This is a genomic window from Caballeronia jiangsuensis, assembly GCF_046030135.1.
GTDB lineage: Bacteria > Pseudomonadota > Gammaproteobacteria > Burkholderiales > Burkholderiaceae > Caballeronia > Caballeronia jiangsuensis.
Genome location: NZ_JAQQDB010000039.1, coordinates 18,148 through 37,713 on the forward strand (window position 1 = coordinate 18,148; position 19,566 = coordinate 37,713).

Sequence of the window (19,566 nt, forward strand, 5' to 3'; positions counted from 1 at the left end):
CAATTGATTGGTGTTTTTCAAATGCGCATTGGGTGCATCGGCCTGATGCAACGTATAGCAGCATGGCGTCTGCTGATTGACTCAAGTCTGATCAGGTCCACGTAGGGCTTCGCGGCAAAGACGCTTGAGAATGCGGATCAGCTTATTCCAACAGCCTGTATCAAGTAGAAAACCGCCGCCGACAATATTTTGACGACATTTAAAGATTAATCACACTGGGCGAGACTCAATTTCATAAGGGTCACTTGCCAGTGCCGACTTCCGGTTATTCGAAGCATCCAGAAATCAAAGTTTTTTCGATCGATCTGGATCGCTAGCAAAACCAGTCTCTGCGCGACTCGCAGACAAATTCGATGTCTTTTTTAAAAAGACTGAAACCAGTTTGGGGAAGATCGTGTACATATTCAAGCATTCATCGAATTGTGAGTCTGCGCGGGCAGTGACGTCGGCGCTTTGTGTAGAGGATGGCTGCGGAGCCAGGCGTCGGACAGTGGTTGCGTTGGCCGTGGCGTCGCTTGCTACGCTGCTGGTTCCGGTCGCGGCGCGCGCCCAGTGCAACAGCAGCGCCAATCCCGCGCTGCCGACGGCGCCTGCACAGACCAACTTCTCCAATCAGTCGTTTGGCGCAGCGCCGCTTCCCCAGTATTACCTGAACGCCTCAGGGCAGATGGGATGCAAAGGCGCTGACGACGGCTCCTGGAACGGAAGGGGCCAGGATGGCTTCGCTGGTCAGTCGGGTGGTTCCTTCAACAGCGTCAATAGCGGAATCACGGTGAAGGGGGGCTTCGCGCCGACCTTCATCAGCCCCACGATAGGCGCGGGATGGTCCGTCAACGGTGGTGCCGGCGGTGCCGGCGGACAAGGCGGTTTTGACGCCAATGGCTCGGCCCACACTGGAGACGGCGGAGCGGCTGGCAATGGCGGCGCGGTCTCCGTGCAGTTCAGCGGCACGGTTGGTCCCGACTCGAAAGGTGTCCTTCCGGAAGTTGCGCTCGACGTGGAAGCCAATGGCGGTACCGGCGGAGCGGGTGCCGAGTCCAATACCCAAGGCGGACAGCCGCTCTATGGCGGCAACGGGGGACAAGGGGGGCGGGGTGGTCAGGCGACGCTTACCGCCTCCGGCAATATCCAGTTCTATGGCGTCGGCCTGCGAGCGTCCGCCGTGGGCGGGGCCGGCGGGGAAGGTGGTAACTCGCCCACTCCGGCCGATCTTGTCGTGGAAGGCCATGGAGGCAAGGGCGGCAATGGCGGCGCCGGCGGTACCGCGACACTTGCGTATCAGAACGGCAGTCTGACCGCCAGCACCCCTACAGGCCAGATCTTTCCGATGCAGGCCAATGCCGATGGCGGTAAGGGCGGCTACGCTGGCGGCGCGTTCGGTGGAAGTGGCAGTTTTGGCGGGACCGGCGGCGACGGAGGTAACGGCGGCACAGCCAGCGCGGAACTCGGCAGCGGTGGCCAGATCGCTTTCTCCGATCAGATGCAACCGGTGAACAGTCAGAATCAGCCGGGCAGCGGCGTAACCGCCAAGGCCAATGGCGGAGCGGGCGGGGAAGGTGGCACCGCCATCGACGGCAACGTCCGCAATGAAGGTGGTGCGGGCGGCAACGGCGGGAATGGGGGCAGCGCGAGCGCCACCGTCCTTGGTTCCATCGATTACACCGCGAGTGTTCCGGCAGGGCAGTCTGCTGGCGGGTTGATCGGGGGCGAGGGGGTGCTGGTACAGGCCAATGGAGGCGCCGGCGGTGTCGGTGACGGCGCCCAGCACACTACCGTGGGTGAAGGCGGCAATGGCGGTAAGGCAGGCGCCGGCGGGAGCGCTTCGCTGGCCCTCGGAGACGCGACGAACACGGCGACAATCAAAACGAACGGCCCCTATACGCATGGCGCCCTGGTGCAGAGTATCGGCGGCGGCGGGGGCAATGGCGGCAGTGTCAGCTTCGTGCTGAACGGCTCGGGCGGTGGAGGTGCCGCGGGCGGCGATGGCGGTGCGGTCACGGTGAACTCGGACCACGCCTTCGTCACGACCGGCAGCACATCGGGCGAAGGCAGCATTCCGCTGATCGCCCAGAGCATCGGCGGTGGCGGCGGAAGCGGCGGCGACGCCAGCGGCGTCACCGTTGGTGCGGGTTTCCAGATCGGCGGCAACGGCGGCCAGGGCGGCAACGGCGGCGCGGTGAAACTCACGCTGGGCCAGAACAGCGTATTTGGCAGCCTCGACCAGAGCGGTGGCGCGGGGATACTCGCGCAAAGCATCGGCGGTTCGGGCGGCAACGCCGGCAGCGCGACGTCGGCCGGCGGAGGGCTCATCACCATGGTGATCGGCGGGGATGCCCACGGTGGCGGCTCGGGTGGCCAGGTCACGGTCGACAACGGCGCGCTCGTCACGACCCACGGCGACCACGCCGCCGGCATCAAGGCCCAGTCGATCGGCGGCGGTGGCGGCAATGGCGGCAACGCTACAGCGTTCACGGTCGGCGGCCCTCTGTCGAGTTCGGTTGCCATTGGCGGACAAGGCGGCGGAGGCGGCGCGGCCGGCGCGGTTTCGCTGACCAACACGGGACAGGTTGCCACGTATGGTTCGGATGCCGAAGGAGTTGTGCTGCAAAGCATCGGCGGCGGCGGCGGCTCCGGCGGCAGCGCCACGGCGCGTGCCGTTGCCGCATCGGGCAGCCCCAACGTTCCTGCAATCAGTGTCAGCGTCGCGATCGGCGGCGCCGGCGGGACCGGTAACACCGGCGGCAATGTCACGCTCGATAATTCCGGCTTGATCACCACGGCGGGCGACAGCGCGACCGGCGTTTTCGCGCAATCCGTCGGTGGCGGCGGTGGTACGGGCGGCGACGCAACCGCCGCGTCCTACTCCGCGTCGCCTGCCAAGGGCGCGGCCCTGTCGGTCTCCGTGGCTCTCGGCGGGAGCGGCGGCAGCGGCGGCACGGGCGGCGCCGTCAAGCTGGAAAACTCCGGGCTGATCGCCACCCTGGGCCAGGACGCCCACGGCGTGTTCGCACAGTCGATTGGCGGTGGAGGCGGCAATGGCGGCACGGGCGATGCCTCGGCAACGGCGGCTAACGCCAAAGCCAGCTTCAGCGCGTCGATCGCGGTGGGCGGAACGGGTGGAACGGGGGGGACGGGCGGCACGGTCGGCCTGACCAACGACGGTTCGATCGCGACGCGCGGCGACGGCTCGGACGCCGTGTTCGCCCAGAGCGTGGGCGGCGGCGGCGGCGCAGGCGGCGGGGGTACCGCTGCGGCCAGCGGCGGCAAGGATGCTATCGCCGTGGGTGTCGGCGGCAAGGGTGGCGTCGGCGGCGACGGCAACACGGTGACGACGACCAACAACGGCAACATCGTCACCCGCGGCGCGGCCTCGACCGGCATCTTCGCGCAAAGCGTCGGCGGCGGCGGGGGCAAAGGCGGCAAGGGCGCGGCGGCCGCGGGCGGCAGCGGCGGCCTCGATACGATCTCCAATGCCCAGACCCTGTTCGGCATTCTGGGTCAGGGCCTCGGCCTCAACCAGGATGTGCAGAACCTGGGCAACAACATCCTGCAGGTCGGCGTGGTCGGCGAAAAAATCAAGGCGACTTACGGCGATCTGGAAAAGCTCCTCACGCAGCCGGATGGGGTATCGAAAGTTCTGGGCACCGTGTCACAGATCAGCGTTGGCGTGTCGGTCGGCGGCAGCGGCGGCGCGGGTGGCCAGGGCGGCGCAGTGAACACCAGCAACACCGGCGCGATCGGCACCTATGGCGCGCAATCCCACGGCATCTTCGCGCAGAGCGTCGGCGGCGGCGGCGGCAGCGGGGGCGCGGCGAGTTCGGTCGGCAAGTCGAACAATGATTCGAAAGTGCAGGCCGCGGTCGCCGTGGGCGGCAGCGGCGGCGCGGCCGGCTCTGGCGGTGCGGTGAGCGTCGTGCAGAATGCGAATGGCGCAGTCGAGACGCAAGGGGTGGAAGCGTTTGGCGTGTACGCGCAGAGCGTAGGCGGCGGTGGCGGCAACGGCGCGATGTCGGGGGCGATCAGCGGTTCGCTGAAAAGCCTGTCGGTCGCCGTGGGCGGCAATGGCGGAGGCGCCGGGAATGGCGGCACCGTGAGCGTCGACAACGACGGCACGGTCACGACACTTGGCAAGCACAGCGTCGGCATCTTCGCGCAAAGCATCGGCGGCGGCGGCGGTGTCGTGACGACCGCGAGCAGCGATGAAACGTTCGATCCCTCCAAAATCATCGTGAATCCTCAGGGACGGCTTGCCGACGTCTACGGGGTGACATTGAGCTTCGGCGGTCAGAACGGCAGCTCGGGAAAGGGCGGCGACGTCACTGTCAACACGGAAGGCAACGTGACGACGAGCGGACTCGACGCGCACGGTATCCTCGCGCAGTCGATCGGCGGCGGGGGCGGCTTCGTGGTGGGCGGACAGATCGCGAACACGACCTCCGGCGCCGGTAGCGCGAAGGGCGATGGCGGCAACGTTCTTGTCGTCGACACCAATAACACTGTCGCCACCAGCGGTGACGGCGCGTATGGGATCGTCGCACAATCGGTCGGCGGTGGCGGGGGCTTTGCCGGAGACCCGTCCGCCCCACAGGGCTACGGTGGCGCTACGAACAACGCGGTATTTGCCAACAGCGGCAATGGCGGCACCGTCAACGTCATCGTGGCAAACGGCGGGAAGGTCGTGACGACCGGCCGGTACGCGCCGGCGATCTTCGCGCAATCGATCGGCGGCGGCGGTGGTCTGGTGGTCTCCAACTTCAACGCAATCAACTTGCCGAATGTGATGGGAGAGGGCAGCGCGGGTGGCGCGGGCGGGGGCGGCCCGGTCTTCGTCAACGTCAGGAATAACGACACGGTCATGGCGACAGGCGTCGGGTCCGCCGGCATCCTGGCGCAGAGCGACGGCCAGACAGGCGGGCGCATCTCGATCAACCTGGCGCCCGGCTCGAAAGTCGTAGGCGGCACGACCGATCCCAATTTCCCGACGGGCAAGATGGTGGGCCAGGACCCGGAGTATCGCGATGCTGCCGCAATCCGTCTGCTTGGGGGCAATAACAACGTCATCACCAACCAGGGCACCATACAGACGCTAGGCCAATACGCGATCCTGGCGTACCCCACGGTGTACGGGGGCGGGCCTGCCAGCACCACGGTCAACAACTCCGGCACGATCACCGGCGACATCGACATTGGTAGCGGCGGTGTCGTCAACAATCTGGCCGGAGGCGTGATCGACACACCTACCAAGCTGGCCGTCGGAGGCGGCACGGTGAACAACGCCGGCACGCTCAAAGTCGGCGGCGCCAACTCGGTCGGCAAGACGGTGCTCACCGGCAATCTCGTGCAGAGTCCGACTGGCGCGCTGAACGTCCAGATCGACCCGGCCAACAAACGATCCGATCTGCTCGATGTTACCGGTAGCGCCGCGCTTGCCGGCAAGGTGCAGGTCGACCCGGTGAGCTATCTGAAGAGTACGAGCACTGTGCTGACGGCAGCCGGCGGCATCCAGCCCGATGCGACGCTCGCGGGTACCTCGACGCCCGTCTACCGCTTCACGCCAGTGATGCAGGGCAACACCGTCGCCATCAAGACCGATGCGGATTTCGTGGGTGCGAGCAAGGGTACTTCGGCCACACAGCAGAGCGTCGCAGCCAACCTGGACCGGCTGTGGAACAGTGCCGATCCCGCCTTCGCACCCATCTTCGGCGCCTTCGGCAACGTCGGTAGCGCGTCGGGCTATGCGCAGACGCTGACCGCCGTCTCCGGCCAGGAACTGCTCGGCATCGCTGCGGCGCGCTACCAGGCGAGCCAGGCATTCGCGCGCTCCGTCTTCAGTTGCCCGGTGTTCGCCGATGACGACACCGCCGTGAGAAAGCAGGGCTCCTGCGTGTGGTTCCGCGCCTCGGGCATGTGGGAAAATCGCAGCGCCGACGCTTCCTTCCCGGGCTACGGCTGGCAAGGTTCGACGATGAAGGTCGGCGGTCAGGTCGAACTGCAGCCCGGCTGGTTCCTCGGCGGCGCCATCGGCTACGAGACCGACCGCTTCACCGGCAACGACAATCTGACGAGCGCCAACGGCAATGCGCTTCTGGGCGTCGTCGCGCTGAAGCACGAGGTCGGGCCGTGGACTTTCACCGGTGCGGCGGACGCCAGCTACGGCTGGATGAACAGCTCGCGCGTCATCCCGGGCGCCAACGCGGTGGCGACCGCCTCGCCCGATTCGTACACGCTCGGACTGCACTTGCGCGCGGCCTACCAGATCCCGTTCGACCGCTTCTACCTGGAGCCGGCACTCGACGCCGATCTGAACGACGTCAATCTCCCCGGCTACACGGAGAGCGGTGCGGGTGCGCTGAACCTGAAGGTGAAGAGCGCGAACAGCCTCATTGCGACCGGCACACCGAATCTGCGGATCGGGACGCGTGCGCAGATCGGGTCAGCGACAGTCGACGCCTATGTCGGCGCCGGGGTCAGCTTCATTGCAGGCAATAGCTACACGACCGACGCGTCCTTTGCCGCTGCCCCGGGTTACGGCAACTTCACCAATACGCTCACCAATGCGCACGTCGCAGGCAAGTTCTCCGCCGGGGTGGAGGTGTATACGACCAAGCGCCTCGATGTGCGTCTGGAGTACGACGGAGTCGTTGCCGCGCACGAGGTTGAGAACGGCGGACAGGTCCGGCTTAAGTACAGATTCTGACGGCATCGTCGGGAGCCGCGAAAGGCATCAAGTCATCGGCAGCCCGCTCGCTGGTCGAGGCACTGAAATACACCGCTTCCAGCTTGGGCGGCCGCGTGACTTCGCTCTCGCGGATGAGATCATAGACATATGCGCCGGGCACCGTCTCGGTCCTGGTCAGCGCAAGAGTGACATCGCGCAGGATCGATTCGTTTCGCGCGAGCAGGTCGAAGCAGCGCTCGTTCATCTCGTTCAATAGCGCATTGGCCTGTTCGATCGCACCGTCGAGTTGCCGTCCGGCGCTCTCGCGCGGTAGCGCGGCGAGACTGAACAGATTGCCTTCGCGTCCGAAGCCGAGCCGCGACACCATCTCCAGACTGATGCGCGATGCTTCCTGCAAGTCCTGCGCCGCGCCGCTCGATGCCTCGCCGAACACCAGCAACTCCGCATTGCGTCCGCCGAGCAGCACCATCAGTTCCTTCTCCAGCTCGCTGCGGCGATACAGGTGTTTGTCCTGCGGCTTCGTGATGAGCGCCATGCCCAACGCACCGCCGCGCGGCAGCACCGTCAGTTCCTCCAGCACGCCGGCGCCCAGCAGCGCAGCGACAATGCCGTGCCCCGCTTCATGTACGCCGACGCGACGCACTTCGTCCGCGTCGAGCGCCTTCTCCGCACGACTCACGTCGCCGATGCGCGCGACTTTGACCGCCTCGCGCAGATGCTCCGCGCACACCATGCCCGCGCCTTGCCTGCGCGCGATCAAGCCGGCCTGGTTGACAATCATCGACAGCGACGCGGGCGACAAACCGACCGTCAGCCGCGCCAGTTGATTGCAGTCGATATCGGTCGAACACGACGGCAGCTTGCCCAGGTAATACTCGAAAATCTTCACGCGATCCGATACGTCCGGCAGACGCACCGGCACGATGCGATCGAAGCGGCCCGGACGGCGGAGCGCTTCGTCGAGATTCTCGGGGAAGTTGGTCGCGGCGACGAGAATCACGCCTTCGTTCTTCTCGAAGCCGTCCATCTCCGCGAGCAGTTGATTGATGATGCGGTTGCTTTCGGCGTCGGCGGAACCGGACGCGCCGCTGGTGCGTGCGGCGAGCCCGTCGGCTTCATCGATGAAGATCACTACCGGGCCATGCTTGCGCGCCGTCTTGAACAGATGCTTGACCTTCTGAATGCCGACGCCGTAGTACTTCGCGCTGAAAAAGCTCCCCGTGATCGCGATGAAGCGCGCGCCGCACTCACCCGCCAGCGCCTGCGCAAGCCGCGTTTTGCCGACCCCCGGACCGCCCGTCATCAGCACGCCGCATGGCGGACGGATGCCCAGCTTCGAGAACGACTTCGGATCGCGCAGATAGGCCTTGATGTCCTCGAGCGCGGCCTTTGCCTCGACCGCGCCGATCACGTCGTCGAAACTCGTGTCGGGTGGCGCGGTGATCAGCGTGGCGTCACCCTTCATTTCGCGGCGCACGTACCAGAGGATAAGGGCCAGCATCAGCACGTACACCAGCATGACGACCGAATCACGCAAGACGGCGAGCAACGGACCTATGCCCGCCTGTGCGCCGATGGACACGTTCGGCAGCCACGCGATCTGGTAGTCCGGCGCGCTTTCGCCCTTGATTGCATTGAGCAGCAACGACTGCGAGAACACCGCGAACCGGTCGCTGACGAAGTACTGCAGGCCGCTTTTTGTCGACACGAGGATGGCATCGAGCGTCACGCCGATCGCGGCCACACGCTTCTCGCGGATATCCGTGAGCATGCGCGAGGCGTCGTTCTCGGTGCGTGCCCATGGCGACGGATCCTGCCGCATCTGATAGACGATGCTCGTCGTCTGAAGCGGATCGTGATGCTGGTCCGCCATGCGGTGCCGCACTACGGCTGAGCCGATCGCGATCAGTACGGCGACGAACGCAACGACGGAGATCAGCAGTCGCCGTCGGCCACGCAGCCGAGTCCACGGTCCATTCTTTCCCGGTTTCATGGGGGTTCTTCCTCGTATCGCGTACGTGTGCGTCTCTCTCATGCGGAGACTTGCCTCTCATGCTCCGGCCCTTGCGCGTGTCATGTTTGCGCGCATTTTTTCAAGGCGGCAACGCGGGAGCGCAGGCTACGAATGTTGCACGCGCTGAAGATTCGCGTCCGTGCGCGTGACCGCTTTGGGACGGCGCGGCACGTGATCCGGGGGTTTTCGTGGCTTATCATGCGTCGCAGTGCAGCGTGAATCGCGCATTGGCAGCTTCTATGATTTCGAGGGGCAGAGCGTCGACGTCAAGTCCGAGTTGCCTCACTTCAAACATGAGACAGCCGCTCGGAGGTTGACATGCCCAATGCGATAGACGTGGTCAAGAAAGCGTATTCCGCCTTTGCCTGTGGCGATGTGGCTGGCGTGTTGGCTTTGATTCCGGACGTCGTTGACTGGCGAGTCGTCGGACCGTCGAGCCTGCCTTACGCGACCTGCTGTCGAACACGCGAGGAGGTTGAACGCTTCTTCAAGGACCTGCTCGATGCGGAAGAGATCACCCGATTCGAGCCCCGCGAATTCATTGATGCTGGCAACCGTATCGTCGTGATCGGCTTCGTCGCCGCTGTCGTCAAGGCGACGGGCAGACCGTTCGAGACGGAATGGGTGCACATCTTCACAGTCGAGGACGGTCGGGTGAGCCGATGGCTCGAATTTTTCGATACGGCTGCGCACGGCTGAATCAAATGACGACGCGAATTCTGCAGTCGATTGGATTCGGAGCGACGCTTTAAGGGCGGACGCACAAAGAAACTGATGGAATCGCGCAAGGCGCAAGCATCGAGATATGGATAACAGGACGCCCAGGCTCTATGTGTTTTCCGGCGCGGGATTGTCCGCTGAAAGTGGCCTATCGACGTTCCGTACAGGCGACGGTATCTGGACTCGCAACAGCGTCGACGAGGTCTGCAATATCCACACATGGCGCAAGAACCGTCAGGCCGTCTTCCGGTTCTACAACGACCGCATTCGCGAGAAGCATGGTGCCGAGCCGAATGCCGCGCACAAGCTGCTCGCCAAGTGGCAGACCAAGTGGGGAGCCGAGCGCGTCCAGTTGCTGACTCAGAACGTCGATGACCTGCTCGAGAAAGCCGGCGCCACCTCCGTCATCCACCTCCACGGCGATTTGAACTCGTTGTTGTGCACCGCGTGCGATCTCGCGTTTCCGAAAGAAGGGCTGTATTTCGACGCTGCGGCTGCCTGCCCGATTTGCGGAAACCACGAAGGCGTCAAACCGGGAGTCGTATTCTTCGGCGAGGCGGCCCCTGCCTATCAAAGTCTCCATCGGCTTCGGGCAGAGATGCGCGCGTGCGATCTGTTTCTCGCCATCGGGAGCGCTTTCGAAGTCGTTCCGCCCGAGGCAATGCTCCCTTGGGACCGACAAAACGAGCATCCGAGAAACTTCCTCGTAGACCCGTCGCCGAACCGAAGCGAGATGTTCGGCGTTGTAGAGGCGCAGCCTGCGACAACCGGGCTACAGCATCTCGAGGAACAAATTGCGGGTCTCATGGGATAGCCTGCCGACTCTCTCTGCACTCGCAAGGCAAACGGGTTGCCACCGGAGCCTGTCGCCTGCCGCGTCTCGATGCGAAACGGGGTCACATAAGCCATTGATTTTTATGACAGAATACGAGACGAGTGGGGCGGGGCGTGAAGTAAATATTGCGCATTCCGCTCGAATTTAAGCGTTTTTCTTTATGGATGGGTGATATGGGAAGTCTCAGCATCGGGCATTGGCTTATCGTTTTGGCGATCGTTGCGCTTGTTTTCGGCACCAAGAAGTTGCGTAGTGTCGGCTCCGACTTGGGCGGTGCCGTCAAGTCTTTCAAGGACGGCGTGGGCGATGCCTCAACGTCGGCCTCCACGGCAAACTCGATCCCGGCGACCGTTGATGTTCAAGCCAGGGATGTCACTGCACGGTAAAGACGCAAGGCGGCCGCACTACCGGTGAGACGATTTCACGCCGCAGCCCAAGATGCGCCTCGCCACGTATTCCGAGCGCGCCCGCGCTTTGTTCATCGATTCGATCTGGTGGACGGTTATCCTTCTGTTTATCCCGTTAGGGCCGTCCTCCGAAGAAATCCTGCTGTCGCCCGATGCGCTCGCGGCGACTTTCATCCTGTGGCTGATCGTGGCCCAATGCATCCCACTACTCATAACCGGTGTTTTATGGGTCGTGTGGGGGACGTCACCGGGAAAGCGCGTGGTGCGATTGCGGATTGTGGACGCCGATAGTCACGAGCCGATCACCCGCAGGCAAGCCGTCTTGCGCACGGTGGGCTACGTCCTCACGTTCACCACGTGTGGAGCGGGCTTTCTCTGGGTATTCTTCAATCCGCGCAGGCAAGCCCTCCATGACCGAATCGCAAACACTGTCGTCGTCAGTGGACTGCAAAAATCGTCCTGATGTACGTCACACTTCGCTGCGCTTCAGGAGATAGTCGAGACCGCCTACCCGGAACCATCGATAGCCGTAAGGCTCGAGCACGACCGTGTGCTGCCCCTTCGCGTTGCCCTGGCTGTGGTCGTCGGAGAGCAGGTTCACGAGTACGTCGTTTTCGCCAGCTTTAGAGCCGACGCGGAACTTCACCGTGCACGCGGCGGCGCTGAAGTTATGCACGCAGACCACCGAGTTGTTGCGCCAGTGGTAAAGCATTGCGAGCACGTCATCGCGCGATGCCTTCAGAATCGCGAAATCGCCCCAGCTTATCTCAGGCACCTCCTTGCGCATGCGGATCATTCGCTCGATCCAATTCAGCAGCGAGTTCGGGTCGCGGCGCTGGTTCGCGACATTCACGCGTTCGAAGCCGTACGGTCCGCCGGAGATCACCGGACAGACGGGGCGATCATGCTTCGTGAAGCCGGCATGCGGCTCGGTGGACCATTGCATCGGCGTGCGCACGCTTTCGCGCTCGGGCAGGCGCAGGTCGTCGCCCATGCCGATTTCATCGCCGTAACGCACGACGGGCGTTCCCGGCAGCGTCAGCATCAGGCTGTACGCAAGTTCCAGCCGACGACGATCGCCATCGAGCATCGGCGCAAGGCGGCGACGGATGCCGCGATCGTAGAGCTGCATGGCGGGATCGGAGCCGAACGCCGCGAACACGGTTTCACGCTGCCTGGGCGAGAGCCGGCCGAGATCGAGTTCGTCGTGATTTCTCAGGAATACGCCCCATTGAGCCGTTGCGGCGCGTGACTTCGTCGCCTCCAGCGCGTTCTTGAGAGGCGCGACGTCCGCGCTCGCGAGCGCATAGAACGTGTTCTGATTGACCTGGAAGTTGAACATCATCTGCAATCGTTCGCCGGCGTCGCCGAAGTACTTCATGTCGGTGTCGGGCAGTACGTTCGCCTCCGCAAGAATGATCGCGTCGCCCTTGCGCCATTGCAGGAACTCGCGAAACGTTCGCAGCATGTCGTATTGTTCGACCGGTCTTTTCACCTGCGCGCCCTTGGTGGCGATGACAAACGGCACGGCGTCCATGCGGAAGCCCGAGACGCCGAGCTGGATCCAGAAGCCCATGATCTTGAGCAACTCGGCCTGCACGAGAGGGTTGGCCGTGTTCAGGTCGGGCTGGAACTCGTAGAAGCGATGGAAGTACCACATGGCCGCTTCCTTGTCGTAGGTCCATGTCGATTTTTGCACGCCGGGGAAGACCACCCCATCCTCCGCGTTGGCCGGCCGCTTCTTCGACCAGACATACCAGTCACGATATTTCGATTCGGGATCGCGCCGCGCTTCCCGGAACCACGGATGCTGGTCCGACGTGTGATTCACTACGAGATCGATCATCACGCGCAGGCCGCGCTGATGACACGCGTGCGTGAACTCCGTGAAGTCGCCGAGCGAGCCGTAGCGCGGATCGACGTTGTAGTAGTCGGTGATGTCGTAGCCATTGTCGCGGCCGGGCGACGGCTGGAAGGGCATCAGCCAGATGGTGGTGATGCCGAGCCCCTGAAGGTAGTCGAGCCGCCGCAGCAGGCCCCGGAAGTCACCGACGCCATCGCCGTTCGCGTCCATGAACGTGCCGACGGACAGGCAGTAGATGATCGCGTTTTTGTACCAGAGATCGTTGACCATAGGCCTTGAATGAAGTCCGGCTTACGAAGGCTTCCGTGGATTGGACGGGGGAATCGAACGGGTTGTTGCCCGTGCATTGAGCAAGAAGTGTTCCGGCAGCGTTCGCAGACCGTTCTGCGGTTCAATGAGCCCTCCATCATGACGAAATAGGCGAGACAGCACAGCATATTCTTCGTCAAGGGACCGATCGGATGAAAAAGGAACGCGGGAATGCTCACCTGTTCGGAATCCGCTTCGCGCGTCAAGATCGCAGGCCGACTTGAAAAGGCAATCATCGTGGCCGTGATCCACCGGCCCCGTTGTTCTGCCTCCTGGAGCCACACTATGCGGATACCGAACGGTCTCATCAAGACTGCTTTTCGAGCTTCACAATAGTCAGGTTTCCGTCAACGTTCTCGACGCGGACCTTGACTTTGTCACCCTCGTGAACCTGCTTGAGCAACGCGGCATCCTTTGCTTTGAACGCCATCGTCATCGGCGGCATGCCCACATTTTCCAGCGCGGCATGTTTAAGCGTGACCATACCGGTCGCCGCGTCGACCTTTTTGACTTCCGCATCGGTGAGCGCGGTCTTCGACGAGGCCTTCGCAGCCGACGGCTTCGCTGTCATGTTCATGCCGGCCATGTCATCGCCCGCAAACGCGGGGGCCGCAAACACGGTTGCACAAGCGGCAGATGCAACGATCAGTTTCTTCATTGAATTTCTCCTGGTTGGGTGGATGGCACTCGCGCGCCGGAAGCTACTGCATGGTGAAGTTGGGTCGCGCCGGCCTGCCGTGCGCGACGGCGCTGTAGCAGAAACCAGGCGGCGGGAATCACGAACATCGAAAGAATTGGCGCCGTGACCATGCCACCGACCATCGGCGCGGCGATACGCTGCATGACCTCCGATCCTGTGCCGTGGCCGACCATGATCGGAATGAGACCGGCCAGCACGACCGCAACGGTCATCGCTTTCGGCCTCACCCGCAGCACGGCGCCTTCGCGGATCGCATCGAACAAGAGCGCCTCGGTCAGCGGCTCGCCATCGTCGAGACGTCGGTTGAGCGCGCCTTTCAGGTACAACAACATCACGACGCCGAATTCCGCGGCCACACCCGCGAGCGCGATAAATCCCACCGATGTCGCGACCGACACGGCATGACCCAGTACCCAGATGAACCAGAGCCCGCCGATTAGCGCGAACGGTACCGTCGACATAAGCAACAACGCGTCGGCCGTCGAGTTGAACGTCAGGAAAAGCAGCACGAAAATGACGACCAGCGTCACGGGAATGACGGTTCGGAGCCTGGCCGTCGCGCGCTCCAAGTACTCGAACTGCCCGGACCAGGCAATCGAGTAGCCTGGAGAGAGAACGACCTTTTCTGCGACCGCACGCTGCATCGCTTTCACCGCCGACTGCAGGTCCGTATTGCGGATGTCGACATAGACGTAGCCAGAAAGACGCGCGTTCTCGCTGCGAATCATCGGTGGACCGTCGGCGATCATGATGTGCGCAACGTCGCCAAGCTGGATTTGCGCGCCGCGGTCTGTGAGGACGGGCAGTTGTCGCAGCTTCTCGAGAGAGTCCCGAACTTCGCGTGGATAGCGGATGTTGATGGGGAAGCGCTCCCGGCCGGCAATCACCTCGCCGACGTTCTCGCCGCCAACAGCGGAGGATACGACTGCCTGGATATCCCCCACGCCAAGCCCGTAACGCGCCGCCGCCGACCGGTCGATATCGACATCGATGTACCGTCCACCGTTGAGACGTTCAGCGAGTGCGGAGTTCACGCCGGGCAGCTCCTTCACCGTCGCTTCGACCCGTGTCGCGATGCGGTCGATTTGCGAGAGGTCCGCGCCGGAGATCTTGATCCCAACGGGCGTCTTGATGCCCGTCGACAGCATGTCAAGGCGATTACGGATGGGCGGCACCCACACGTTCGATAACCCTGGCACCTTGACTGTCGCATCCAGTTCGTCGACCAGCTTCGCGGGTGTCATTCCTGGACGCCACTGGCTTCGCGGCTTGAACTGGATCGTGGTCTCGAACATCTCGAGCGGTGCGGGGTCTGTGGCCGTGTCGGCGCGGCCCGACTTGCCGAACACGGTTGCCACTTCCGGAACCGTCTTGATGAGCCGGTCGGTCTGCTGAAGCAGTTCGGACGCTTTCTCAACCGAGATGCCAGGAAGCGCCGTCGGCATGTACAGCAGGTCGCCCTCGTCGAGCGGCGGCAGGAATTCTCCGCCGAGGCGCGAGATCGGAATGATCGTGACAGCCAGCGCAATCACGGCGAGCCCGATCACAAACCACGGGCGTCGAAGCGTCGCTTCGAGCAGCGGCTTGTAGAGCCGGATTAGCACGCGGTTGATGGGGTTGGCGTTCTCATGCGGAATGCGGCCTCGGATGAGATAACCCATCAGGACGGGCACAAGCGTGACCGACAAACCGGCTGCTGCCGCGATCGTGTAGGTCTTCGTGAATGCGAGCGGCGAAAACAGCTTCCCTTCCTGGCCCTCCAGCGAGAACACTGGAATAAAAGACAGCGTAATGATGAGCAGGGAGAAGAAGAGGGCTGGTCCTACTTCCGCGGCGGACGTCGCAATGAGTTCCCAGCGTTGCGCGGCAGAAATCCGCGTGCCGGGGAACTCGTGCTCAAAAGCCTCCAGGTGCTTGTGAGCGTTCTCGATCATCACGATGGCTGCATCAACCATCGCGCCGATGGCAATCGCGATGCCGCCGAGCGACATCAGGTTTGCGTTGACGCCCTGATAGCGCATCACGATGAACGCTGCGAGGACACCGAGCGGTAACGACAGAATCGCCACGAAAGCGCTGCGCAGATGAAACAGAAAGACTGCACAGACAATCCCGACGACGATGAACTCCTCGAGAAGCTTGTCCTTGAGGTTGTTCACCGCGCGCTCGATGAGCTGAGATCGATCGTAAGTCGTTACCACCTCGACGCCAGGTGGCAGGGACCGTTTCAGGTCGGCGAGCTTCGCTTTGACCGCGTCGATGGTCGTCAGCGCGTTCTTGCCCGAGCGCATCACGATGACCCCGCCTGCGACTTCGCCCTGTCCGTTCAGCTCCGCGATTCCGCGCCGCATCTCGGGTCCGATCTGGATGCGCGCCACATCGCCGAGTAGCACCGGCGTGCCCGCATCATTCGTGCGCAGCACGATGTTGCGGAAATCATCCAGCGAGCGAAGGTAACCGGATGAGCGGACCATGTATTCGGACTCCGCCATCTCGACCACCGAACCGCCCGATTCCTGATTTGCCTTACCCAGCGCATCGATCACCGTCGCCTGGGTGATGCCATATGCGCGCAGTTTGTCCGGGTCGAGGACAACCTGATATTGGCGCACCATGCCGCCGATGCTGGCCACCTCCGACACGTCCGGCACCGCCTTCAGTTCGAACTTCAGGAACCAGTCGTTCAGCGCGCGCAGTTGCCCGAGGTCGTGCTGCCCGGTTCTGTCGACGAGCGCGTACTCGTACACCCAGCCCACGCCGGTTGCGTCCGGGCCGAGCGAGACGGTCGCGCCCGAGGGCAGGCGGCTTTGCACCTGGTTCAGGTATTCGAGCACGCGCGAGCGTGCCCAGTACTGGTCGGTCTTATCGTCGAAGAGCACGTACACGAACGCGTCGCCGAACGACGAATAGGCGCGGATGGTCTTCGCACCCGGCACGCCAAGCAGCGTGGTGGTGAGCGGATAGGTGACCTGGTCCTCAATGACCTGCGGCGCCTTGCCAGGGTACGAAGCCTTGATGATGACCTGCGTGTCGGAGAGGTCGGGCAACGCATCGATGGGGGTTTCCGTCGCCGAGTAGACGCCCCACGCCGTGACCAGCGCGGTGACCAGCAATACGAGGAAGCGGTTGTGAATGGACCAGCGGATGAGACGCGCAATCATCTTGCGCCTCCAATCGGTTCGACCTTTGTCAGTTGGTAGTCGTCGCCAGACTGCCGGAAAACGAAGTGCATGATCTCTCCCGGTTTCACATCGGGAAACGCATCGGGCGCTGGCTTGCTGAACGACATCGTCATGGCGGGCCAGTTCAGGGCCGGTACGGGCTGGTGCGAAAAGGTGATCTCGCCAGCCGTCACTTTCTCGACCTTGCCGGTGGTCTCGTACGTCGGAGTCGCCGCGGGGACCGAGACTGGAGCTGCACTCGTCGCGGGTGCGGCGCCCACGGCTTCGGATGCGGAGCCACCTTCCAGCCTCGGAAGCACTGATTTGAGGCTGGCCTCGGAATCGATAAGGAATTGGCCGGAAGCGACGACAGTCTCGCGGTCGTTCAGACCGCTGAGTACCTCGGTCTCGTTGCCAACATCGTTGCCTGGGGTGACGCTCACAGGTCGCAGTCGTCCGTCGCCGCTCTTCACGATGACGACCGAGCGTTTGCCGGTTGTGATGATGGCTTCTGAAGGCACCAGCAGCCGCGGCACTGCTTTCTGGCCAGCGACGCGCACACGCATCAGCATGCCCGGCGTCAGCTTGAGCGCTGAGTTGTCGAGTTCGAGGCGCGCCTGCAACGTCCGGCTCGTCGTGCTGATGCCGGGCAGGATTTCCCGAATCTGACCTTTGAAGTGCTCGGACGCATCGCCGCTGAACGTGGCATCGACGGTCATCCCGGGTTGCACGTTCAAGGCAAGCGTCTCCGGGATTTCGACGACCAGCCACAACTTCGAGAGCCCCGCGATTTTGGCGAGCGTCTGCCCCGGCGTGACCATCGCGCCATTCCTGACGTTCAGTTCGCTCACGACGCCGGTTTCAGGCGACGACAGCACGACATGGGTCTGCGCCTTGCCGGTCCTGTCGAGGGCCGCGATGACACCGTCCGGAATCGAGAGCGCCCGCATGCGCGCACGTGACGCTTCGAGCATGCTGCTGTCCGTTGCGCCGCGCCTGAGCGCGAGATATTCCTCCTGGGGTGCCAGCCAGTCGGGTACGAACAGCGACGCAATCGGTGCGCCCTTTGCAATCCGCTGCATCGGTGCACTGGCGTAAAGGTGGTCGATGTAGCACGTGACGCGTGATTGCACGACGTCGGACCGTGATTCGTCGAACTGCGTGGTGCCGACGGCATCGAACCCTTCCGGCGTTTCCTGCCGGCGCACTGTCGCGTAGCGGATGCCGAGATTCTGCTGGAGGCCCGGGTCGATCCTGATGCCTGTGGCGCCGCCGCCTTCGTCCGCATAGACGGGCTCTAGCTGCATGTTCATGAAAGGGGACTTGCCCGGCTTGTCGAAGTGCTGGTTGGGCACCATCGGGTCGTGCCAGTACAGCACCTTCCGCCCCGTCTTTGAGTCAAGTTTGTCGCCCGGAGCGGAAGCCGCCGTGGTGGCGGGCGTATTCGTCGCTGCCGTACGATGCGTCCCGACGATATAGCCGACACCGAGCAGCGCCGCTGCGGCAAACACCATCAGGGCCGCGCGTGCCAGTTGTTTCTTTTGCATGCTGTTCCTCTTCACTGACTGACGGGCATGGAAGCCGATACCGAGGCGGGCACGACCTGGTATTCGAGCTGGGCCCAGGTCTGCGACACGTCACGCTGCAGGTCGAGCACCTGAAGTTCAGCGTCGAGTTGCGCACGTCTGGCAGCAAAGGTGTCGGCAAGCGAGCCCGTGCCTGCCCTGTACGCGCCTGCCGCGAGCTGTACGCGCTGGTCGGCTGCCGGCAGCAGGGACTTGGAGAGACTGGCAATGCGTTCGCGACCGCTCGCGAGCGTGGCCGACTGTGCGCGGATGTCCGCTTCCACCTGACGCTGCGCGTCCTCGTACATCAGCCGCGCCCGGGTCGCCAGTTCCGCTTTCTCGCTAACATCCCGGTCCTGGCGGTCTTTTCGATCGATCGGAAGTGGAATGCTGACGCCAATCGACACCATGTTCGAGTACGCCCCGCCGCGTTGCTGGTAGGCGACTTCCCAGGACCAGTTCGGACTGCGATTACTGTTCGCGACGGAGGTGTCGGCATCGGCGACGGCAATCTCCCGGGATGCGGCGACGAGCACCGGCTGAACCTCGCGCAACTCTTCAGGCGGCAGAATCGTCACATATGACAGCGGCGCGGGCGGCTCTCCGCTTACGTCCAGAACCGGTGTGGCGGTCCAGCGCGACAAACCGATAAGCGCGGTTTGCAAGCTCTGTCGAGCCCTGAGCAATTGGTCCTGCGTCTGCGCGAGCATAGCCCTGGCCTGGATGACATCGGCGGCAGTCGATTTCGCAGCGCGATAAGTGGCTTTGATCGCCTCGAGCTCATGGTTCATGTGCTCGGCGAGTTCCTGCTGCAACACGACGGCTTTCTTTGCATAAGTCGCGTTGAGCCAGGCTGTTGCAGTCTGTTGGCGAGTGTTTGCAAGTTGTCTGAGATAGCCTGCTCGCTCGCGGTCGACCACATCGTCCGCCAATGCGGAGCGCAGTCGACGCTTCTCGCTCGACACCCACTCCTGCTCGATGCCGATGCGGCGCATCGTCATGAAATCCTGGCCAATCGTGAACTTCTGCTGGCCTGTCACGGGCAGATTGTCGACCCCCGCCCTGAGCATCGGGTCGGGCAACTGAGCTGCTCGCACGGCCGCTTCCGAGCTGGCTCGTACCGAGGCCTGCGCCGCGCCCATCGCGGCAGAGTGGTCGGTCGCGGCTTGCAGTGCCGCCTCAAGCGTGATGGGTGTTTCCTGAGCGTGCGTGGCCATGCTTGCGAGCAGGAGCGCGGCAAAAAGCGCACGCGCGCGCAGTGGCGCACACCGGTGTGACGGCGTGCCAATGATTGAAGGCATGTTCTAACCCC

11 protein-coding genes are annotated in these 19,566 nt (G+C 63.3%); 5 read left to right on the forward strand and 6 right to left on the reverse strand.

Going from position 1 to position 19,566, the window contains the following annotated elements:
* The first annotated feature begins 490 nt into the window (after window positions 1–490).
* Window positions 491–6,697, forward strand: coding sequence for an autotransporter outer membrane beta-barrel domain-containing protein (locus tag PQR08_RS30410; protein WP_313761217.1), 6,207 nt, complete (start codon window positions 491–493; stop codon window positions 6,695–6,697).
* On the opposite strand, the gene PQR08_RS30415 is transcribed toward PQR08_RS30410, so the two are convergent.
* Complete coding sequence (locus PQR08_RS30415) at window positions 6,681–8,672, reverse strand: AAA family ATPase (protein WP_250487186.1); 1,992 nt, start codon at window positions 8,670–8,672, stop codon at window positions 6,681–6,683. The genes PQR08_RS30410 and PQR08_RS30415 overlap by 17 nt on opposite strands.
* A 339-nt stretch (window positions 8,673–9,011) precedes the next feature.
* Between PQR08_RS30415 and PQR08_RS30420 the strand changes: the two genes are divergently transcribed.
* From PQR08_RS30420 to PQR08_RS30435, 4 genes are all read left to right on the forward strand, one after another.
* Window positions 9,012–9,392, forward strand: coding sequence for a nuclear transport factor 2 family protein (locus tag PQR08_RS30420; protein ID WP_250487187.1), 381 nt, complete (start codon window positions 9,012–9,014; stop codon window positions 9,390–9,392).
* Between the two features lie 106 nt (window positions 9,393–9,498).
* Window positions 9,499–10,227, forward strand: coding sequence for an SIR2 family NAD-dependent protein deacylase (locus PQR08_RS30425; protein ID WP_250487188.1), 729 nt, complete (start codon window positions 9,499–9,501; stop codon window positions 10,225–10,227).
* 194 nt (window positions 10,228–10,421) lie between these two features.
* Window positions 10,422–10,634, forward strand: a complete 213-nt coding sequence (tatA, locus tag PQR08_RS30430) for a Sec-independent protein translocase subunit TatA (protein WP_187603725.1) — start codon at window positions 10,422–10,424, stop codon at window positions 10,632–10,634.
* Between the two features lie 52 nt (window positions 10,635–10,686).
* Window positions 10,687–11,118: an RDD family protein gene (locus PQR08_RS30435; protein ID WP_250487189.1), complete on the forward strand. Its 432-nt coding sequence runs from the start codon at window positions 10,687–10,689 to the stop codon at window positions 11,116–11,118.
* Between the two features lie 6 nt (window positions 11,119–11,124).
* Here PQR08_RS30435 and PQR08_RS30440 read toward each other — a convergent pair whose 3' ends face one another.
* The 5 genes from PQR08_RS30440 to PQR08_RS30460 all read right to left on the reverse strand — a co-directional run bounded on the left by PQR08_RS30440 (window position 11,125) and on the right by PQR08_RS30460 (window position 19,555).
* Window positions 11,125–12,789, reverse strand: coding sequence for an alpha-amylase family protein (locus PQR08_RS30440; RefSeq protein WP_250487190.1), 1,665 nt, complete (start codon window positions 12,787–12,789; stop codon window positions 11,125–11,127).
* A 346-nt stretch (window positions 12,790–13,135) separates the two neighbouring features.
* A complete protein-coding gene (locus tag PQR08_RS30445) occupies window positions 13,136–13,486 on the reverse strand; it encodes a copper-binding protein (protein ID WP_250487191.1) in 351 nt (116 codons plus the stop codon).
* The gene (locus tag PQR08_RS30450) at window positions 13,483–16,689 is read right to left on the reverse strand and encodes an efflux RND transporter permease subunit (RefSeq protein ID WP_250487192.1); all 3,207 of its coding nucleotides are present in this window, start codon (window positions 16,687–16,689) and stop codon (window positions 13,483–13,485) included. The genes PQR08_RS30445 and PQR08_RS30450 overlap by 4 nt, the downstream gene beginning before the upstream one ends.
* Entirely contained in the window at window positions 16,686–18,236 is a 1,551-nt protein-coding gene (locus PQR08_RS30455; protein WP_250487193.1) for an efflux RND transporter periplasmic adaptor subunit, read from the reverse strand. Before PQR08_RS30455 ends, PQR08_RS30450 begins: the two co-directional genes overlap by 4 nt.
* An 11-nt stretch (window positions 18,237–18,247) precedes the next feature.
* The gene (locus tag PQR08_RS30460; protein WP_250487194.1) at window positions 18,248–19,555 is read right to left on the reverse strand and encodes a TolC family protein; all 1,308 of its coding nucleotides are present in this window, start codon (window positions 19,553–19,555) and stop codon (window positions 18,248–18,250) included.
* Window positions 19,556–19,566: the final 11 nt, after the last annotated feature.

Bases quoted from the DNA above. Each gene is read 5' to 3' on its own strand.
- PQR08_RS30415 (WP_250487186.1), bottom strand. From the start codon at position 8,672: ATGAAACCGGGAAAGAATGGACCGTGGACTCGGCTGCGTGGCCGACGG.
- PQR08_RS30420 (WP_250487187.1), top strand. From the start codon at position 9,012: ATGCCCAATGCGATAGACGTGGTCAAGAAAGCGTATTCCGCCTTTGCC.
- PQR08_RS30425 (WP_250487188.1), top strand. From the start codon at position 9,499: ATGGATAACAGGACGCCCAGGCTCTATGTGTTTTCCGGCGCGGGATTG.
- tatA (WP_187603725.1), top strand. From the start codon at position 10,422: ATGGGAAGTCTCAGCATCGGGCATTGGCTTATCGTTTTGGCGATCGTT.
- PQR08_RS30435 (WP_250487189.1), top strand. From the start codon at position 10,687: ATGCGCCTCGCCACGTATTCCGAGCGCGCCCGCGCTTTGTTCATCGAT.
- PQR08_RS30440 (WP_250487190.1), bottom strand. From the start codon at position 12,789: ATGGTCAACGATCTCTGGTACAAAAACGCGATCATCTACTGCCTGTCC.
- PQR08_RS30445 (WP_250487191.1), bottom strand. From the start codon at position 13,486: ATGAAGAAACTGATCGTTGCATCTGCCGCTTGTGCAACCGTGTTTGCG.
- PQR08_RS30450 (WP_250487192.1), bottom strand. From the start codon at position 16,689: ATGATTGCGCGTCTCATCCGCTGGTCCATTCACAACCGCTTCCTCGTA.
- PQR08_RS30455 (WP_250487193.1), bottom strand. From the start codon at position 18,236: ATGCAAAAGAAACAACTGGCACGCGCGGCCCTGATGGTGTTTGCCGCA.
- PQR08_RS30460 (WP_250487194.1), bottom strand. From the start codon at position 19,555: ATGCCTTCAATCATTGGCACGCCGTCACACCGGTGTGCGCCACTGCGC.